At 43.6% G+C, this 18,789-nt stretch carries 16 protein-coding genes and 1 other RNA gene; 7 read left to right on the top strand and 10 right to left on the bottom strand.

Translation table 11 applies throughout. The features are described from left to right. Positions 1 to 10: 10 nt before the first annotated feature. The gene (grpE, locus tag NDJ01_RS18865; protein WP_012842091.1) at positions 11 to 607 is read right to left on the bottom strand and encodes a nucleotide exchange factor GrpE; all 597 of its coding nucleotides are present in this window, start codon (positions 605 to 607) and stop codon (positions 11 to 13) included. Between the two features lie 146 nt (positions 608 to 753). On the opposite strand from grpE, the gene nadK reads away from it, so the two are divergent. From nadK to bamE, 4 genes are all read left to right on the top strand, one after another. After that, positions 754 to 1,638 carry an NAD(+) kinase gene (gene nadK / locus NDJ01_RS18860; RefSeq protein ID WP_005391462.1) on the top strand — a complete coding sequence of 295 codons (885 nt, stop codon included), beginning with the start codon at positions 754 to 756 and terminating at the stop codon, positions 1,636 to 1,638. Positions 1,639 to 1,903: 265 nt separating this feature from the next. Then, positions 1,904 to 3,094, top strand: coding sequence for a DUF3103 domain-containing protein (locus tag NDJ01_RS18855; protein ID WP_258587140.1), 1,191 nt, complete (start codon positions 1,904 to 1,906; stop codon positions 3,092 to 3,094). A 167-nt stretch (positions 3,095 to 3,261) separates the two neighbouring features. Beyond that, positions 3,262 to 4,926 (top strand): DNA repair protein RecN, encoded by a 1,665-nt coding sequence (gene recN, locus NDJ01_RS18850; protein ID WP_104969114.1) that lies wholly within the window; start codon positions 3,262 to 3,264, stop codon positions 4,924 to 4,926. Positions 4,927 to 5,256: 330 nt separating this feature from the next. After that, the gene (gene bamE / locus NDJ01_RS18845) at positions 5,257 to 5,616 is read left to right on the top strand and encodes an outer membrane protein assembly factor BamE (RefSeq protein ID WP_005391468.1); all 360 of its coding nucleotides are present in this window, start codon (positions 5,257 to 5,259) and stop codon (positions 5,614 to 5,616) included. A 106-nt stretch (positions 5,617 to 5,722) separates the two neighbouring features. Here the strand turns inward: bamE and NDJ01_RS18840 are convergent, their stop codons facing one another. Further along, positions 5,723 to 6,076, bottom strand: coding sequence for an RnfH family protein (locus tag NDJ01_RS18840; protein ID WP_005391471.1), 354 nt, complete (start codon positions 6,074 to 6,076; stop codon positions 5,723 to 5,725). Continuing rightward, complete coding sequence (locus tag NDJ01_RS18835; RefSeq protein WP_005391473.1) at positions 6,066 to 6,509, bottom strand: SRPBCC family protein; 444 nt, start codon at positions 6,507 to 6,509, stop codon at positions 6,066 to 6,068. The genes NDJ01_RS18840 and NDJ01_RS18835 overlap by 11 nt, the downstream gene beginning before the upstream one ends. Positions 6,510 to 6,627: 118 nt before the next feature. On the opposite strand from NDJ01_RS18835, the gene smpB reads away from it, so the two are divergent. From smpB to NDJ01_RS18820, 3 genes are all read left to right on the top strand, one after another. Further along, on the top strand, positions 6,628 to 7,113 hold the full coding sequence (gene smpB / locus NDJ01_RS18830) for an SsrA-binding protein SmpB (protein WP_005391476.1): 486 nt from the start codon (positions 6,628 to 6,630) through the stop codon (positions 7,111 to 7,113). A gap of 66 nt (positions 7,114 to 7,179) precedes the next feature. Beyond that, positions 7,180 to 7,547: a transfer-messenger RNA gene (ssrA, locus tag NDJ01_RS18825) on the top strand. Positions 7,548 to 7,712: 165 nt separating this feature from the next. After that, complete coding sequence (locus tag NDJ01_RS18820; RefSeq protein WP_258587139.1) at positions 7,713 to 8,954, top strand: integrase domain-containing protein; 1,242 nt, start codon at positions 7,713 to 7,715, stop codon at positions 8,952 to 8,954. Between the two features lie 26 nt (positions 8,955 to 8,980). On the opposite strand, the gene NDJ01_RS18815 is transcribed toward NDJ01_RS18820, so the two are convergent. From NDJ01_RS18815 to NDJ01_RS18785, 7 genes are read right to left on the bottom strand one after another with little or no spacing between them, the layout of a single operon-like run. Further along, entirely contained in the window at positions 8,981 to 9,838 is an 858-nt protein-coding gene (locus tag NDJ01_RS18815) for an HNH endonuclease (RefSeq protein WP_258587138.1), read from the bottom strand. Beyond that, a complete protein-coding gene (locus NDJ01_RS18810; protein ID WP_208892150.1) occupies positions 9,835 to 11,358 on the bottom strand; it encodes an AAA family ATPase in 1,524 nt (507 codons plus the stop codon). Before NDJ01_RS18810 ends, NDJ01_RS18815 begins: the two co-directional genes overlap by 4 nt. Beyond that, the gene (locus tag NDJ01_RS18805) at positions 11,358 to 14,420 is read right to left on the bottom strand and encodes a type I restriction endonuclease subunit R (RefSeq protein WP_258587137.1); all 3,063 of its coding nucleotides are present in this window, start codon (positions 14,418 to 14,420) and stop codon (positions 11,358 to 11,360) included. The genes NDJ01_RS18810 and NDJ01_RS18805 overlap by 1 nt, the downstream gene beginning before the upstream one ends. Further along, positions 14,421 to 15,614 carry a restriction endonuclease subunit S gene (locus NDJ01_RS18800; protein ID WP_258587136.1) on the bottom strand — a complete coding sequence of 398 codons (1,194 nt, stop codon included), beginning with the start codon at positions 15,612 to 15,614 and terminating at the stop codon, positions 14,421 to 14,423. It lies immediately after the preceding gene. Further along, the gene (locus NDJ01_RS18795) at positions 15,615 to 17,105 is read right to left on the bottom strand and encodes a class I SAM-dependent DNA methyltransferase (protein WP_258587135.1); all 1,491 of its coding nucleotides are present in this window, start codon (positions 17,103 to 17,105) and stop codon (positions 15,615 to 15,617) included. It lies immediately after the preceding gene. Continuing rightward, positions 17,102 to 18,601: a class I SAM-dependent DNA methyltransferase gene (locus NDJ01_RS18790; protein WP_258587134.1), complete on the bottom strand. Its 1,500-nt coding sequence runs from the start codon at positions 18,599 to 18,601 to the stop codon at positions 17,102 to 17,104. The genes NDJ01_RS18795 and NDJ01_RS18790 overlap by 4 nt, the downstream gene beginning before the upstream one ends. Next, positions 18,601 to 18,774 carry a methylation-associated defense system helix-turn-helix domain-containing protein MAD1 gene (locus NDJ01_RS18785; RefSeq protein WP_102416605.1) on the bottom strand — a complete coding sequence of 58 codons (174 nt, stop codon included), beginning with the start codon at positions 18,772 to 18,774 and terminating at the stop codon, positions 18,601 to 18,603. The genes NDJ01_RS18790 and NDJ01_RS18785 overlap by 1 nt, the downstream gene beginning before the upstream one ends. Positions 18,775 to 18,789: the final 15 nt, after the last annotated feature.

The following is an 18,789-nucleotide window of genomic DNA, read 5'->3' as shown; positions in this document are numbered from 1 at the left end:
GCAGTTAAGGTTATTTAGCAACCATTACCATTGCCGGACGAATCACACGGCCGTTTAGTTCGTAGCCTTTTTGCATAACAAACATAACTGTGTTTGATTCATGATCAGGGCTTTCCTGAATCGACATCGCTTGATGGAACTCTGGGTTAAATGCTTCACCTTCAGGGTTGATTGCTTTCAAGCCAAATTTCGCCACAACGTCGACAAACGTTTTGTGTGTTAACTCAACACCTTCTAGGAACGGCTTAACCGTTTCATTCTCTGTATCTGCCGCTTGAATTGCACGCTCTAGGTTATCAATAACAGGAAGCAACTCTTCGGCAAACTTGTTCAACGCAAACTTACGTGCTTTATCGATTTCTTGCTCAGTACGACGACGCATGTTTTCTACTTCAGCTTTAGAACGCAACACCGCATCTTGCTGCTCTTTTACTTTTGCCTCGCTAGACAGTAGTGCCGCTTCTAGTTGAGCAATCTTAGCGTCTGTCTCATCACCAATTTCTTCAAGCTCAGCTTCTACTTCTTGTGCTTCAGCTTCTACTTTTTCAGCCTCTTCGATGATTTGATCAAGCTCTTCTTCTGTAACTTTGTTTTCTTCGTTGCTCATGATATCTCCAGAATTCAACATAATGCCCTTAAAGCCATGCGCGTTTTTGCGGGCTTTAACCACATAAAAATTCGCATATTTAGGTGACTTGCCATTATTATGGGGATGAAGATTCCTGATTCAAGCCTCTTTAATGCGGAAATGCTATGAAAAATCCATGTAACGTGATCGCGATTATCGGAAAACCAAGAGATCAACAAGCAATTCAAACTCATAAAGAGTTGTACCAATGGCTGACCTCTGAAGGCTATAAAGTATTTATTGACGATCGCCTTGCCGCAATACTGGATGATATCCCGCAGAGTCAATTTGCCAGTTTAGTTGAACTAGGAAAAAATGCCGATCTAGCCATTGTGGTTGGTGGGGATGGCAACATGCTAGGCGCGGCAAGAATTTTATCCCGATTTGATGTACCAGTCATAGGGGTGAACCGTGGAAACCTGGGCTTCTTAACTGACTTAAACCCAGACGAGTTCCAAGCGTCTCTGCAAGCGGTACTCGACGGTGAGTATATTGAAGAAGAGCGCTTTCTCTTAGAAGCGGAAGTACACCGTCACGGGCAAATTAAAAGCCACAACGCTGCGCTAAATGAAGCTGTACTTCACCCAGGGCAAATTGCCCATATGATTGAATTTGAAGTGTACATTGATGAAAGCTTCGCCTTCTCTTTACGAGCCGATGGTTTGATTGTCTCCACACCAACGGGCTCGACCGCATATTCGCTTTCTGGCGGTGGTCCAATTCTTTCGCCTAGCTTGAATGCCATTTCACTCGTGCCAATGTTTCCTCATACCTTGTCGAGTCGACCTTTGGTGGTTGATGGAAAGCGTCGAATTAAATTGGTGGTGTCACCAGAGAACCGAGGAACACAAGAAGTTAGCTGTGATGGACAAGTGTCTCTCCCTGTTTCTCCAGGAGACGAAATCCACATCTATCAAAGTCCAAATGTGCTCAAACTCATCCATCCCAAGGACTACAGCTACTATCACGTTTTACGTAACAAGCTTGGTTGGTCTAGTAAATTGTTCTAACACTTGTTATTCAGGGAAATGACTTCAATAAAAAAGCCAGCAGCTTAATTGCCACTGGCTTTTGGCTTTCTTAGACAAGAAATAGACACAAAGTAGTGAGGCGACACGATATTTGCTGTCATTAAAGAGAAGTTTATAAATTTTGATCCTGTGGGCAAAGTTTACACAAAAGATAGAAAAGCAAATTCAATGATCTATGTCCGGTGATATTCTCACCATGAATAGAGTATTAACTCTATTTCATAAAATCAATAAAGGACATATTATGAAGAAAACCATCATTCTGTCTGTTCTCAGTACATTAGCACTTATTGGCTGCCAATCAGAGGAAACGCAAGTCAACAGTGTATCCAACGCAAAAGCGGAAGATATCACTAAGACGAAGCGTGCCCTCGCTCAACAATTGAGTGAGCACTATGCTGCCATTGAACCCATGTTGAGAAGAGATATTACTCCACAACAGACTAGCGTCTCTGTATCAGCATTTGTTCAACAAAACCCCAACTCCGAGTTTAGCCATCAGCTTGTACAAGCTGACACTCAAATTCGTAGCTGGAAAGGTATTTCTGAATACTCAGATCAGTTGCTGGAAGTTCGTTTAGCGAATGAGAGCATGATAACAGCATGGCAAAGTGGCGAGGTCGAGCCATTATTTGCATTTGAACCAAGTGGTGATGATGAGAATTGGCAATATATCGAAGCATTTGATGTGTATGGCAACATCCATCAACTCGATGTTTACCAACTCCCAGATGTACCTGTACTCGTTGTTGATAACAACAGCTCTGCTGAGCTAAAAGCAGGCTTGCAAGCTATGCAAGCTGAGATGAAAAAACTCGGTCAGCCAGCTTTAGTTCAACCATACGTTGCTGATGAACAACGCCAAAATGCACCGCTATTGTCAAGTAGCACAGTGGGCGAAGCGGCTCCAATTCAAACAACGCAGTTGAAAAAGATCCGTCTCGCCGATGACAAAGAACCTTGGATCTCTGGCAAGGCAGAAATCTACGCTATCGTAACGGGCGTCAATCCAAGTCGTGATGAACCGACTCTCGATTTAGTGGAGCTTCCATACTTAGACTACGATAACCAAGATTACTACCCGAATCAGATCATTATTCACTGGTCTCGTTACCGCTGGGGCGCTGCAGACATCGTGCTCATGGAACAAGATGATGGTACAGACTATAAACAGTTGGCAAAACTCCTCGTTCAAGTTGCTGGAGAAGTGCTGAAAGCGATTCCAGATCCAGAAGTTCAGGCTTACGCGATTATTCCGCAAATCACGAATAAGATCATCGACACGATCCCTGACGGCGTCCTAACGAATGATGATGACTTCGTCGACGTTTACTACACACTCATGCAAAACACATCATACGTGGATCATCCAGGTGCTGGTGTGAATGCAGTAGTCACATTAGAGCCGCTCACGATTAACCCAACTCGTCCGTAACCTGTTCAATTTTAATGAGTCGTTGTAATCACTTCGGCTCATTTTTCCCACTTCATCACAAAAAAGCACCCCACACAGAAATTTTTTCTCACCTGTCTTTACTGTATAAAGAAACAGTATATACTGTTCTCTTATACAGTATTGTTCAGTTATACAGGTAAATAAAAATGCTGGCTCATCTAAGTGTTAATAATTTTGCGATTGTTAAGTCTTTACAACTCGAGCTGTCTAAGGGCATGACCACCATCACAGGTGAAACAGGCGCGGGTAAATCCATTGCTATCGATGCACTTGGGCTCTGCTTAGGCGGACGAGCCGAAGCTGGCATGGTTCGACAAGGTGAAGAAAAAACCGAAGTTAGTGCCGCTTTTTTACTGGACAACAACCTACATGCAACGCGTTGGCTAGAAGATAACGATCTGCTTGATGGCAGTGAATGTATTTTGCGTCGCATCATCACAAAAGAAGGTCGCTCAAGAGCCTTCATTAATGGCAGTCCTGTCCCACTATCACAACTCAAATCTCTAGGGCAACTGCTGATCAATATCCATGGGCAACACGCTCATCACCAATTGATGAAAAGCGAACACCAAATGGCTATGCTCGACCAATATGCAGGTCATCTAAACCTACTAAAAAGCACACGAAGTGCTTACCAGCATTGGCGTCAGGCAGACAATAACCTCAAGCAACTAAAAGAAAATAGCCAGCAAAACCAGGCGCAAAAACAATTGCTTGAATACCAAATCAAAGAACTAAATGAGTTATCGCTAGGTGAAGAAGAATTTGCAGAGCTCGAGCAAGAGCACAAACGACTATCCAACAGTGGTGAACTCGCCACTACCTGTCAGCAAGCCATCGAACTTATTTACGAAGGTGAAGAAGTCAATGCGCTTGGTATTTTGCAATCGGCCAATCACTCCCTAATTCAACTAGCTGAGTTAGATGAAAAGCTATCTGAGCTACCCAACATGTTGTCAGAAGCGATGATTCAACTGGAAGAAACGAAGAACGAATTACGCAGTTATCTAGATGGCATCGATGTGGATCCTGCTCGTATGGCTTATGTAGAAGAACGTTTTTCTAAAGTGATGTCTGTTGCTCGCAAACACCACGTGATGCCAGAAGAACTATACCAACATCACCAAGATCTTCTGGCCCAAGTAGAAGCGTTAGATTGCTCTGATGAACGTTTAGATGAACTCGCGCAAGAAGTGGAACAAAAGTACCAAAGCTTCCTAAACCAAGCAGAAAAACTACACAAATCACGCAGCCGTTACGCTAAAGAGCTGAATAAGCTGATCACGCAAAGCATGCACGAATTGAGCATGGAAAAAGCGGTATTCAATATCGAAGTCAGCAATGAAAACACGCACCCATCACCACTTGGCATGGACAGTGTGTGCTTCTTAGTATCGACCAACCCAGGACAGCCATTGCAACCTATAGCAAAAGTTGCGTCAGGCGGTGAGCTATCACGCATCTCATTAGCTATCCAAGTGATTACCGCTCAGAAAGTGGATACACCAAGCTTGATCTTCGATGAGGTGGATGTCGGTATTAGTGGTCCAACAGCAGCAGTCGTCGGCAAAATGCTACGCAAGCTTGGCGAGTCTACTCAGGTATTGTGTGTCACTCACCTCCCTCAAGTTGCAGGTTGTGGCCATCAACAAATGTTCGTGGCTAAACAAACAAAAGCTGGCCAAACCGAAACACAAATGCACGCATTAGATGAACAACAACGTGTGGCAGAATTAGCTCGCCTACTTGGAGGTAGCCAAATTACAGATTCTACCCTTGCAAACGCCAAAGAGCTCCTCATCGCCGCTTAGCCATGCTCTTTCAAAGATAGAGTCACGAACACTACTCCGTGACTCTACCTCCCCCATCACCATATCAAAGTGCTTGGGTGCTGATTCCCTTTCGAAATAATGGTCAGTGCCACCCCATAGCTCAATAACTTAGCTATTTGTCATTAGTTACCGCTTAAACTGGATAGAAAACCGCTCATCGACATAAACATACATGTGAGAGAATCAATAAATGCAACTCAACTCAAAATTCGTTGTCAGATTTCCTATCATACGACGCATAGCTTTTTACATCTGCGTCGAGCTTGTTTATTATCAGCGCAGTATTTTAAAGGTTACTAAGAAATTATTATGCAATTAAAGAAGTGGTTAGTTGCCGTACCATTAGCAATGACATTGCTGACAGGATGTTCGGTATTGGAAAAACTGGTTTATCGCATTGATATCAACCAAGGCAACTATGTAGAACAAAGTGCGGTAGATAAATTAAAGTTTGGGATGACTAAAGCACAGGTTCGCTTCGTACTAGGGTCGCCAATGCTTATTGAAAACGGCTACCCAAACACTTGGTACTACATTTATCACCATACTCCTGGTCACGGTGATCCAGTGCAAAAAGACCTGATCGTTAACTTTAACGACCAAGGCACACTCGCAGATATCAGTGGTGACTTCCCAAAAAGTGACGCATTTTACGAGCAGATTCAGTAAACGACTTTTGCAAAAAAACCTCTCACATGAGAGGTTTTTTATTATCTAGATATCGCGCAATCACACTTTGAATCAATGACGCCATCCATTGGGACTGATATCAAGTCTACTTATTCTTACGTACAGAGCTAGGCTTACCACCGGTGACTGGGTCTGCATTCCCCTCGGCTTTAGCCTGCTCCGCCCGCTTACGACGAATCTCTTTCGGGTCTGCGAGTAACGGACGATATATCTCTATTCGATCTCGATCTCGAACGGTCGCATCTAACTTCACATTACGACTAAACACACCCACTTTATTCTTAGATAAATCAATTTCAGGGTATAACTCTAACACGCCAGATTGTCGAATGATCTCTTCTACCGTTGCGTGATTATTCACCACTAAATTAAATACACGCTGTTCATGAGGAAGAGCATAGACAACCTCTACGTGAATCATATCTGACTCAATACTCATAACACTCGTAGACCTGTTTTGCGCGTTTAGTGAATGCATTTACCATGTTACTGGTAAGCTCGTTAAAAACCTTACCGAAGGCCATCTCAATCATTTTACTTGAGAATTCAAACTCAAGCTTTAGCTCAACCTTGCAAGCTTGCTCATCTAGCGCGGTAAAAATCCAACCACCACGCAACGTCTTAAACGGGCCATCCACCAAGTTCATCATAATTGCTTGGCCAGGGATCAGCTCATTTGAAGTAGTAAACGTTTTGCTGATACCAGCCTTCGCCACATCGACAGAAGCCACCATACCATTACCCGAAGACTCAATGATTCTAGAGCCCGAGCAACCAGGCAGAAACTCAGGGTATTTAGCAACATCGTTAACCAGATTGAACATCTGTTCAGCACTAAAAGACACAAGCGCAGAACGGCTGACTTGCTTCATACATACTCCTATCGATACATGTACAGATTTAAAGCTCCTGCCAATTTTACTTTTATTCCACGATTGCGCAAATAAAAGGATTTCCTATCCGATATCCAACCCGTATAATGTCGCTATTATGGCAAAGAAAAAAACGAAACAAAAAGCGGGTAGCAATACTATCGCGCTGAATAAAAAAGCTCGCCACGAGTATTTCATCGATGATGAAATCGAAGCTGGCTTGGAGCTCCAAGGTTGGGAAGTGAAAGCCCTTCGCCAAGGTAAAGCCAATATTTCAGAAAGTTACGTATTTATGCGTGACGGTGAAGCCTTTGTGAGTGGCATGACAATCACTCCTTTAAATCAGGCATCGACACACGTTGTGGCGAACCCCACACGTGTGCGTAAACTACTAATGAGTCGTCGTGAACTAGACAACCTATTCGGACGTGTGAACCGTGAAGGTATGACATTAACGGCGCTCTCTCTGTACTGGTCTCGCTCTTGGGTGAAACTAAAAATTGGCGTAGCAAAAGGTAAAAAGCTGCACGATAAACGTACGGATTTAAAAGAAAAAGACTGGGCAAGAGAAAAAGCACGCGTAATGAAGAGTACACTGCGTTAATCTTGACCACTTAAACGCATAGTACTGGACAGCCAGTGCTTTTCTGTTACTATGCGAATATTACCTGGGGCTGATTTAGGATTCGACGGGAATTCAGAAGTCTGAGGTGCATGCCGAGGTGCGGTAGGCCTCGTTAACAAACCGCAAAAAAATAGTCGCAAACGACGAAAACTACGCACTAGCAGCTTAATAACCTGCTCAGAGCTCTCTCGCCCTAGCTTCCGCACGTAAGACGGGGAATAACGAGGGATCAAACCCAAACGCGCTAGCCCGGATTCTCCCGCCTGAGAGATGAACGGCGAATTTTAATTCAGGCTAGTCATTCATTAGCGTGTCGGTTCGCAGGTGGGTGGCGAAATTAAAGATCGACTAAGCATGTAGTACCAATGATGAACGGTTTTCGGACGCGGGTTCAACTCCCGCCAGCTCCACCAATTCAACATCTAAAGACGTCTCAGGACGTCTTTTTTTGTATCTACATCAATGTAAAATCAATAACTTAGCATCCCATAGTATCTCAAGGTGTTTCACTACATCTTTGACTTTTAGTAACCATTGTAGGAACCTTAGTATTGTGTTCCTTACTTTTGGTTCCTAACATGCCTAGACAAACCAAACCGCTCAGTGCGACAGAAGTAAAAAACGCCAAGCCCAAAGAGAAAGAATACAGTCTCGTTGACGGACAAGGCCTGAAATTAAGAGTTCTACCAAGTGGCTCTAAACAATGGCAACTTAATTACTACCGCCCAACAAACAGAAAGCGCGCCAATCTCAACTTAGGACGCTACCCTGATGTTTCTCTTGTACAAGCGCGAAAAAGTGCTCAAGAAGCAAGAGAGCTGATCGCACAAGACATAGATCCTCAAGAACACAAAAAGAAAAAACTACAGGAACACATAGAAGTTCATGAGCATACATTTTTGAATGTGTCTAAAGAGTGGTTTGAAATCAAGAAACACAATGTTACTTCTGACTATGCTGTTGATATCTGGCGCTCTCTTGAACTACATATTTTTCCTTATCTATCCGATACACCAGTTAAACAAATTACAGCTCCACAAGTTGTAGATCTCCTCAGACCCATAGAGGCCAAAGGCAGCCTTGAGACCGTTAAGCGACTAATTCAGCGCCTTAATGAGGTCATGGGGTATGCTGCTAACTGTGGCTTTATTCCGGCCAGCCCACTTAAAGATATTCACAAAGTATTCAAAAAACCAAAAAAAGAACATATGGCAGCACTGGCACCCGCACAACTACCAGAGCTTATGGGAGCGATTGCCAATGCCAGTATAAAGCGTACTACTCGTTGTTTAATCGAGTGGCAACTACACACTATGACTCGTCCTTCGGAAGCCGCAGGCGCTAGATGGGATGAGATTGAGTGGGAAGAAAAAATATGGACAATTCCAGCAGAGAGAATGAAAAAAAGAAGAGAGCACCGCATCCCGCTCACTGAGCAGATGCTGGCGCTATTAGAAGTAATGAAGCCGATAAGCGGCCACCGTGAATACATATTTCCTTCAGATCGCGATCCGAAGAAACCATGTAACAGCCAAACGGCAAATATGGCTCTGAAACGTATGGGGTTTGCGGGAAGATTAGTTAGCCACGGTCTGCGGTCTCTCGCAAGTACTACACTCAATGAACAAGGTTTTGACCGTGACTTGATCGAAGCGTCACTGGCACACGTTGATGATAACCAAGTGCGTAGCGCCTATAACCGAACTGACTACCTTGAACGCCGCCGCCCTATGATGAGCTGGTGGAGCGGGCATATAGAAGAGGCCGCCAAAGGCAGCCTTTCTGTGACAGGAACAAAGCAGTTGAAAGTAATTAGCTAAATGTATGAATTTCTTACTAACTCAAACTATAGGTGCCCTTCTGTACAGAACCAATCACTATTCGCAAGAGCTTGACATGAAACAACTTGCCAATGATTAATGAATAGAGGTGAGTCTATATAAGATGAGAGAAATGCTTTAAATTCCTCTGCTGTACTATCGTTCATAATTGTACTTCGTATTGTCACTATAAAAGTAACAAGATTGGCAGCTTGAATACTGTACCGTTTGGATAAATCAAAGTCTATAAAGTGCTGTTCAGCTCTAAGCTTATCATTCTCTTCCCATTCTTCAGGGGGAGATACATAAAAATCCAGCGCACACGGCGACCCTGGCAATACTTGTGCGAAAACCCACTGCTCCTGAAAAAAACACTCTTTGTCTAAATAAGGGTGGATTATCTGTTCATGATAAGCAGTCGCATAGTACTCTCCCTTACCGTCCATATTACAGTCCCGGCAAGAAGGGAGAAGATTGAATGGTAAAATAGAAAACTGAGGAAAATGAGCTTTAGGTAGATAATGGTCTAGATTCTTAGGCCGTCCGATTCCGCCACAAAAAGGACAACTCTCATCGGCAGAGAGCATTAGAGCGTCATAGATCTCCCTTCCAGGCTTTTTGGTATTTCTAAAATAATACTCATATAGATTTACAAATTCCCTCTTGGAAACACCAGAATTAACAACTGACTCTTCATCGCCTTCAATAGGATCAATGGTAAAAAGTTCCCCACCCTCAGCTTTAACGCAGTAGTCTGCCGCAGATTCTCGTATTTCGTCACTCCCCTGATAAATTCTGTCTTTCAGATCCTTCTTTGACATCCCGTCAGTACATAGTTGAATAGCATCATTTATGGTGTGTTCCGGTGGTGAGAGTTTAATCATTTAATATCGGCCTTCTCTTTATGTAGGAGAAGCGCCTTCAAGATAGCTCTTGCCTCAAAACCAAGCTGATTATTGTACTGATTTAGAATCTCTTCATAAGTAAAACCGTCATCAACAGATTTGGATAAAAGCTTGTGGAAACCAGATTTCGTTACCTCTAAGCCAAAAACTTCTCTTGTCAAAATTCCTACATTTTCTCCAAAAGTTTCGATCTCAGGGCGAAGCACTTTTGTAACATCTCCAGATTTCAACACCTTCCACACACACGATTTCGGTACTTCTTGCAATACTACAGGAGAGTGAGTTGCGATGATCGCTACTCCGTTTCTATCATGAAGTAGTTCGCTCAAAGCTCGAATAAATGCAGATAGCAGCGGCGGATGTAAGTGGCTTTCAGGCTCGTCTATTAGAACTAACGTCTTTTCTTCGACAGATGCAACTAAACGCGTCAGTGTTTGCAAAACTACAGCATGACCAGAACTCATTGATGTCATTGCTTCCCAAATACCCCTTTTGGCTATCGAAGTAGGTTCTAACTCAAATCGACGGATATTCATTTCAGCAAAATTCTCATCTGACTCCAGAGTTTTTATTGCTTTGAAAAGCCGAACCTTTTTTTCTTTCTCCCCCAGACATAAAGCAAATGACCGATTGAAATCAACGTCCATCTCAGTCCGGGTTTTAAGCCTGTTCTCACCTTGTTTCTGACTTTTTAAGCCAACATAGTAATACCGAATTCCTTTACTTGGGTCTTGCTGTTCTTCTGGAGGAGTAAATGTATCAAACGCGCTAAACGATACTGACACTATGCAAGAGAAATAATCTTTCTCGAAAGCTTCTCCAGTGTTTGGATCAATGAAAAAGCCTAGTTTATTATTGATTCCTAGCCCACCTTGAACCATTCCATTCAACAATGTCGTTTTTCCGACACCATTTCTTCCAATGACAGCATGTATATTGGTACTAGGCACGGAACTGGCGTTAACCTCAAAACCCAGATTAATTGCGGAGAAAAGCCCATCAGTTGAGCGGTTAAAACTGAAACTGTAATCAGTGAGAAGCACCCCACCCTTAAGAACTCGTGAAAACTGCCCTTTAATGCTAGACAAACTTACACTCGCCAAAAAGTCAGTTCTAAAAACAGTTTCTTTCTGCGCAATTGCTAAATGATCTGATGAATACACAATATCATTGAGGCTTCTCAATAAGCTAAAACGAAGCGAACTAGGCAATTGCGCTAGCTTAGAGTAATAGTCAACGTCTATGCCTAATGAAAAATAATCGTTGCCTAATCGTTCAAAAATGGGAGGGAGACTCTCTGAGAGCTTCTCTTCGGAGATTTGATTGACAACACCGATTTTTACAAGGCCAAGCTCTCTATACAACCCTTTGTCATCGTGAAGACTTACATTAAACAATGTACTAAAAGAAGACATTTCATTTTTGATCGGTGTTAGATAAACCGAGCTAACACCACTATGTGGAACAGCCTCTTGTCCAAATAAGATATGATAATTCATCAATAATGCTCTTCAATATAACCATACGCCTTAGCGAACAGCTCTTTGTCTTTTCCTAAACCAAATTGGGCAAGTGTCAGTAGCAGTGCCTTTTGAATCTCTCTTGGACCACTATTAGAGCTCTGCCAGCCTTTAAAGCGTTTGGCTTTTACAATCTTATCTATCTGCTCTACAACATCGCCGATTAGCTTAGGCGTGCTTTCAGGGCGAGTTTCTAAGAACAGTTTTGTTAGTGCTTGTTTGTTATCTTCTTGGGTTACTGGTGAGTCACCCGCTTCACGCTCGGCTTGCACAGTATCTTTGGCCGTATCAAGCAGCCCTTTTAACCAGTCGATTGCTTTGATTACGCCTGCTTCATAATCTTGACGTAATTTTTCTAAGCGCTCACCGAGAGCGATAAACTTCGGATTACCGCTGCCGCGCAGACGGCCCATTAGATCAATTTCTAATTGGCTTGCGCGCTTCTCTTGTTCTTTCTCAGTCAAGGTGAAGATAGCGTGTTCATCCATAACCAACTCATCAATGTCATCACGAATACGATTGATGTCAGTATGTTCGTGAATCATCTTGATGGTTTCTGGGCCTAGCGCAGCCCACACGAGAGAGCCTGTCTGCCCTACCGGGCGGACTGATTCATAGATTTGAACCAACCACTTATAATCAGCTCGATAAGGAGTAAGAAAAGTGTCTGGATTAATCGCAGACCACAGCTTAGACAGCACACCAAAAGACGCCGCAAATTCATCACGCTTTTCGTTAGTCGGTAGGCAAGCTTGCGCTGCCATAATACCTTCAAAACCATCGATGGTTCTGTCGACGTTAGGGAAGAAGCTTAAGCACTTATCTAACTGAGCTGGCAGTAGCTCTTTAAAGGCCTCAATGCCTTCCACCACGCCGTCGATCTCTTCAGGATCGTAAGCAAGTGCGGTACGCAGGTTTTCAAATACGCCAAGGTAATCAATGATGAGGCCCATTTGCTTACTGACGTTGTCTGTCTCGTACAAACGGTTAGTACGGCACATTGCCTGCAACAATGTATGGTCACGTAATGGCTTATCTAGGTACATGCAGTAACAGATAGGTGCATCAAATCCTGTTAATAGTTTTGCGGTCACAATCAGCAATTGAAGTGGTTGTTTTGGATCTTTGTAATCCTCAATCAAACTCTTCTGCTTTTGGTCGTTGCCATCAATTTCTTGCCAACGTTCAAAGTCCGACTCGATGATAGGAAGCTCAAGCTCTTGCTTCCATTTACGCCAATCCTTGTTAACCTTGCCTTTCTTACTTGCATCTTCATCTTTGACCGGTGCCTGGTCGACGTTCATGACCACTTCAACCGCATCAAAGCCAAGCTTCTTACCGAGTAAGTAATACATCTGCACACAGGCATCTCGGTCATAGACCACTACCATGCCTTTCATCTGCTTTGGCTTTACATGGCTTACAAAGTGATTGGCAATATCTTCACTTACCGCCGCCATGCGTTTTGGCGCCTTCAACATAATCGCTAAGCGGCCAGCACGCTTAGATAATGCCATTTTCTCATCATCGTCTAGGTCGTTATCTTTGACCATTTGTTCAAAAGCTTCATCAATTGCGGCACGATCCACACGAAGCTCAGCCAAACGAGGCTCAAACTTCACTGCATTGGTCGCTTTATCTCGTATGGACTGCTTATAGCTGTAGCGGTTCATATAACGCCCTTCATCCTCTTCAGCACCAAAGAGTTTGAAAGTATTGCGGTCGATACCAGAAATCGGCGTACCTGTTAAGCCATAGAAATGAGCATGAGGCAGCGCCCAGCGCATTTTGTCGCCAAGAGAACCCTCTTGAGTGCGGTGCGCTTCATCCACCAGCACAATAATGTTATCACGACTGTTTAGACCGTTTTCATTGCTCTCATCGATTTCGACGTCTTTAAACTTGAAGACGGTGGTGATCAAAATGCCGCGACTATCTTGTTCTATATGCTCACCAAGCTTTTTACAGCTTTGTACTTTGATGAGGTTTTTAACATCCGCTCCACCAAAGGTTTCATTGATTTGGCTATCGAGATCTCGACGGTCTACCACAATCAAGACGGTTGGATTTTTCAATTTGTTATCAGCACGAAGCATGCGAGCCGCATAGAGCATAAGCAAGGACTTACCTGAACCTTGGAAGTGCCAGATAAGCCCTTTTTTCGGATAACCTTTTTTTACACGCTCAACTATTTGCTTTGCGGCTTCAAATTGCGGATAACGAGGCAGAATTTTAATGCGTTTAGGTGGCGTGTCTTTACCTGTCTTCACGGTTGAGAACAACGCGAATGACTCTAGCATTTGCAGCAAGGTTTCTGGGTTCAATAAGCCTTCACAGCTATCAAGTACCGTAGCTAAGCTAGCTGGAATCTCATCTCGCTGGTCGGTTTTATGCCAAGGTCCCCAATCTTTGGCTCGGGCATTAATCGCACCATACGCAAAGGTGCGACCTTCAGAAGCAAAGCACAGAAGGTTTGGTACAAAGAAAGGTTCAACATTTTTCCAATAGTGCTTTTGGCCGCCCATAAAATCGGCTGCGCCATCTTGCCAGGTGACACTTGGACGAGTGGCAGATTTTACTTCCCCGACCACCAGTGGGATACCATTCACATACAGAACGATATCGAAAAACACCTCTGTCGCGGCAATGAAGTGAACCTGCTGGGCTACAACAAAATGATTATTTTTAGGGGTATCAAAGTCAATCAGCTTGATGGTGATATGGTCGCCGTTCTCACCAAACGGTAGGCTTTTTTCTGCCATCAACCATTCATGAAAATTTTCGTTGGCTTTCACCAATCCTGTGTGCTTGGCTTCCAACATCAAGCCGCGAAGCTTGTAGATCACCTCATCAGCATAATCGGGATTGTTACCAATATCAGGGTTTAACGAACAAAGCGCCTCTTTAAGCCAGGTATCAACGAAGATATCGTGTGTTTGCTTAGGCAAGCTCTCACCATGGCAGTAATTCCACTTAACTCCGCTTAAGCCTTTTAAGCGCTCAATGATTCCATTTTCTGTGACGGTTTGTTCGTTAAACATTTACATAATCCCAAATATTTTTTGCATGTAGGACTTCTTTGCCAAATTTATTTTTGCCAATTTTGTAAGCGCGACTGAATGCAGATCCTCTACATTTGACAACGTTTCTTCTAGCTTCCCAACCTCGCTTTTCGGAGGCATAGGTAACATTATGTTTTCGAACACCTGCGCTGGAATCCTTTGCCTCCCAGTGGTTCCTTCCATGTTATTAATAGCAAACTGTCGGACGCGATTGGTTCGGCAAAGATGGTATAGATATTCGGATGAAATATTCTTAGGAGACAACACTATAAATTCTGTTGATCCTTGCCCCACAGCTTTGTCTTCCAAAAAGTCAACAATGGCCATTTTCCCATTCTCTGCACAGGGGGTAATTCGTGCAAACAATACATCACCATTTTTAAATCGCGCACCACTTCCGCCTGACTCCTTAACGATCAAACTTCCTTCTATTTTCATTGAGTCTGTGGCTAATGCAGCCATATCACAAAAAGTCACCGATTGCTGATTCTTAAATTTATATGTGGGGTTTATTTCGGATAAATAGGAGAAAGGTTTAATACTCCAGCCCTCAGGAATACTTCCCCAGTGTGTCGAAACCAATTTTCGACCTTTTCCACCTTTGTAAAGTGTTTCTGCTCTTGTTGACGATCGAAGAGTGTTCGAGCTACTAATTAGCTGCTGGCATTTAGTCAGAACAACCTCAAATGCTTGGAGTGCCTTTAGTATTTTCTCTTGATGCTTTATGTCCGGGAACAGAAACATCTGATTTTCTAATGTTTTCCACTTTATGGTCGGTGAAAGCGATCCCTCGGAAATTGCCACAGCTCGATTCATGAATACATCAGACTGCATGAAAAATGGCAAAAAATCAGGAATGACACTTTGAGGATTAGCCTCTAGCACCATTGCGTGAGCAGAACAAATACAATCCCAATCAGCGACTGCTATTTTACGCTGATACGCACGACGTTTTCCGAAAATAATTTGTCCTTTTTTAACCAATAGCTTTTGTCCCGCAACATCACTAGGCACGCCATGACGCTTTATCTTTAAGCTATCAGGATCTAGGTGCTCTAAGCCGACATACACTTCTAAGTCAGTTTCAGTTGGGGCAACTCGCTTGGAAATATGTTTGGCGATATCACCAAACTTAACCATTTGCCAACCTTCTGGTAATTGTTGCTCAGTCATTTATTGCTCCACCTTGGTTTCAACTGTATATCCAAGTGCAGCAAGGCTTTGGAACAACTTATTGGTTTGCTTTTTCAATTGCACGCGGCTGACTTTCCATTCTTCGAGAGCATGTTCGATATCATCCACTTCACCATTGTTTTGTGCCTGCACATATAGAGGGATCGACAGGTTGTAGAGGTTCTCTTTGATGGTTTCGATATCCACCAAAGCCGTGATGTCGCTTTGCTTTTCTGGTGTAAAGTAAGCCTCACATAGCACATCTAAATCATCATCAGATAAGCGGCTATGGGCGCGCTCGCGGGTTACACGCTCTACACCATTGATAAACAGAATCTTATTTTTGCGCTCGACAGGCTTATTACAGTTAAGCACCACTACGCACGATTCCATCGGTGAGTTGTAGAACAGATTTGGACCAAGCCCTATTACTGCTTCAATGATGTCTGATTCTATAACCTGTTTACGGATCGCTTGTTCTGAGTCACGGAACAGAACACCGTGGGGCCAAAGCATAGCCGCACGGCCAGTCTTTGGTTTCAAACTCTTGATGATATGGGTATAGAAACCGTAATCAGCACAACCTTGCGGTGGTACACCGTACATATTGCGTCCATACGGGTCAGCTGCAAACTTTTCACGGTTCCATTTTTTGATGGAGTACGGCGGGTTAGCGAAAATAACATCAAACTGCTTAAGCTGGTCGTTCTCGATAAACTTAGGGTCGCCTAGGGTATCACCACGCATAACATCAAACTCTTCAATGTCGTGCAGGAACATGTTCATACGAGCAATTGCGGACGTTAACAGGTTTACTTCTTGGCCATACAAGTGAACACCGCGCCACTCTTCGCCTTGAGAACGCAGATCCATCACCGCATTAAGCAGCATTCCACCTGTACCACAAGTTGGATCATACGCACTCTCACCAGGCTTAAGCTTCATGATACGGGTCATCAAATGCACTACAGTACGATTGGTATAGAACTCCGCAGCCGTATGGCCTGAGTCATCCGCAAATTTTTTGATCAAGTACTCGTAAGCCTCACCCAAGTCATCTTGAGCAACAGACTTAATGCCTAGTGGGATTTTACTAAAGTGCTGAATAAGATCTGACAACAAGTGATCTGGCAAACGCTCTTTGTTGGTCCACTGCGCATCACCAAATACACCGTGCAAACGCTCGTTCTTTGCTTCAATCAAACGCAGTGCATTTTGAATCGCTTCACCAATGTCTTTATTGGTATTGCGAACTTTCTCCCAGCTAGCTTCTTCAGGAATATCGAAACGGTGATACATCGACATCGCGGCATATTCAGCATCACCTTCGTGCAGCTCGAGCGCTTCGTTATACTCTTCTAGATATACATCCGATAGACGCTTAAAGAACAGCAGTGGGAATACGTACTGCTTGTAATCAGACGCATCAATTTGGCCACGCAGGAATTCTGCAGCGCCCCACAGTAGGTCTTCTAATTTGTTTTTATTCATAGCTCAAAGCCCTCTTTGATTAACAAGGCTTCTAACTCTTGTTCAGCGGCCTCTAAGGCTGCTAATTTTTGCTGGAAATCTTTCAACGCTTCTTCTACGGTAATGGTTTCTTCTTCTAGCGGCTTTTGTACATAACGAGCGATGTTCAAGTTGAAATCGTTCTCTTCTATCTCGCTATGTGGCACCCAACGTGCAACACCCTCAATGTCGTCTGCTTTTGGCCCTTTGGTGCGCATTTTCTGATAGATGTCATAGATCTCATCAGCTTGAGGCTCTGATAAGGTGTTTTGCGCTCGGCCTTTAGTGAAGATTTCTTCCGCATTCACAATCAGAACATGGTCTTTATGCTCTTCTGGTCTTGCTTTACGCAATACGAGAATACAAGCAGGGATGCCTGTACCGTAGAACAAGTTTGAAGCCACGCCGATTACCGCCACGATACGGTTCTCTTTTAATAGCTTGGTTCTGATTTTACCTTCTGCACCACCACGGAAAAGCACACCATGTGGAAGCACTACCGCCATGCGCCCTTCATCATTCAATGAAGCAAACATGTGCTGTACCCAGGCGAAATCACCGTTGGTTTTTGGCGCTAAACCAAAGCTTGCACGACCGTACGGATCACTTATCCAATAGTCATAACCCCACTCTTTTAAGCTGAACGGTGGGTTAGCGATTACACAATCAAAAGTTTCTAACTGATCATTTTTAAGGAATTTAGGATCACGAAGCGTATCACCACGAACAATCTCAAAATCTTCTTGTCCGTGTAGGAACAAGTTCATCCGAGCAATGGCTTCGGTAGTCAGGTTCTTCTCTTGGCCTTTGATTTTAAGAAGACGTGGGTCGCCGCCACTTTCTTTAACATGGTGGATGGTTTCAAGCAGCATACCGCCTGTACCACAAGCCGGGTCATAAACACTTTCATTAGCTTGTGGGTCTAGAATATTAACCATAAGACGAACAATGGTACGTGGCGTATAGAACTCACCTGCTTTCTTGTTTGCTTTATCAGCAAAGCGCTTGATGAGGTATTCGTAAGCACGACCCATATCATCATTACGCACACTCGATACGCCAAGGTTAACCTTGTTGAAATGGTTGAGTAGTGTCGATAACAGTTCGTCTGATAGACGTTCTTTGTTGGTCCAGCTCGCATCACCAAAAATGCCATGCAGCTGTGGGTTTTCTAGCTCAATGCCACGGAATGAATCTTTTAGAGCTTGGCCGATGTCTTTGGTTTCTGCAAACACATCTTTCCAATGACAGTTAGCTGGAATTTGAATGCGGTGAAACATATCGCCTTTCGCAAGCTCTTCATCACCCACCTGATCCATCGCCTCTTCGAACTCTTCATCGTAAACATCACAGATACGCTTAAAGAATAGGATTGGGAAGATGTAGGTTTTGTAGTCTGAAGCGTCGATTGGTCCCGTTATGATGTGGGCCGCATGCCAAAGGTGCGCTTCTAAGTCTTTGAGATTTATTAATGTCATTACTTGCTCTTATTCTCTTCTATCCACGCCTCAAGGTCTTCACGTTTGAAGCGCCAAGAACCGCCGACTTTGAAACCAGGAAGCTTTCCTTCGCTTGCTAATCTATATGCTGTTTTTTCGGCCAACTTTAGGTAAGCGGCCACCTCTTTCAAAGTTAAAATTTGGTCTACCATTCAGAGTGTTATCTC

Origin of the sequence: Vibrio sp. HS-50-1 (assembly GCF_024747315.1) — a bacterium.
Lineage (GTDB): Bacteria > Pseudomonadota > Gammaproteobacteria > Enterobacterales > Vibrionaceae > Vibrio > Vibrio diabolicus.
The sequence above is the reverse complement of the archived record's forward strand: the minus strand, read 5'-3'. Positions and strand labels throughout refer to the sequence as shown.

Bases quoted from the DNA above. Each gene is read 5' to 3' on its own strand.
- grpE (WP_012842091.1), bottom strand. From the start codon at position 607: ATGAGCAACGAAGAAAACAAAGTTACAGAAGAAGAGCTTGATCAAATC.
- nadK (WP_005391462.1), top strand. From the start codon at position 754: ATGAAAAATCCATGTAACGTGATCGCGATTATCGGAAAACCAAGAGAT.
- NDJ01_RS18855 (WP_258587140.1), top strand. From the start codon at position 1,904: ATGAAGAAAACCATCATTCTGTCTGTTCTCAGTACATTAGCACTTATT.
- recN (WP_104969114.1), top strand. From the start codon at position 3,262: ATGCTGGCTCATCTAAGTGTTAATAATTTTGCGATTGTTAAGTCTTTA.
- bamE (WP_005391468.1), top strand. From the start codon at position 5,257: ATGCAATTAAAGAAGTGGTTAGTTGCCGTACCATTAGCAATGACATTG.
- NDJ01_RS18840 (WP_005391471.1), bottom strand. From the start codon at position 6,076: ATGAGTATTGAGTCAGATATGATTCACGTAGAGGTTGTCTATGCTCTT.
- NDJ01_RS18835 (WP_005391473.1), bottom strand. From the start codon at position 6,509: ATGAAGCAAGTCAGCCGTTCTGCGCTTGTGTCTTTTAGTGCTGAACAG.
- smpB (WP_005391476.1), top strand. From the start codon at position 6,628: ATGGCAAAGAAAAAAACGAAACAAAAAGCGGGTAGCAATACTATCGCG.
- NDJ01_RS18820 (WP_258587139.1), top strand. From the start codon at position 7,713: ATGCCTAGACAAACCAAACCGCTCAGTGCGACAGAAGTAAAAAACGCC.
- NDJ01_RS18815 (WP_258587138.1), bottom strand. From the start codon at position 9,838: ATGATTAAACTCTCACCACCGGAACACACCATAAATGATGCTATTCAA.
- NDJ01_RS18810 (WP_208892150.1), bottom strand. From the start codon at position 11,358: ATGAATTATCATATCTTATTTGGACAAGAGGCTGTTCCACATAGTGGT.
- NDJ01_RS18805 (WP_258587137.1), bottom strand. From the start codon at position 14,420: ATGTTTAACGAACAAACCGTCACAGAAAATGGAATCATTGAGCGCTTA.
- NDJ01_RS18800 (WP_258587136.1), bottom strand. From the start codon at position 15,614: ATGACTGAGCAACAATTACCAGAAGGTTGGCAAATGGTTAAGTTTGGT.
- NDJ01_RS18795 (WP_258587135.1), bottom strand. From the start codon at position 17,105: ATGAATAAAAACAAATTAGAAGACCTACTGTGGGGCGCTGCAGAATTC.
- NDJ01_RS18790 (WP_258587134.1), bottom strand. From the start codon at position 18,601: ATGACATTAATAAATCTCAAAGACTTAGAAGCGCACCTTTGGCATGCG.
- NDJ01_RS18785 (WP_102416605.1), bottom strand. From the start codon at position 18,774: ATGGTAGACCAAATTTTAACTTTGAAAGAGGTGGCCGCTTACCTAAAG.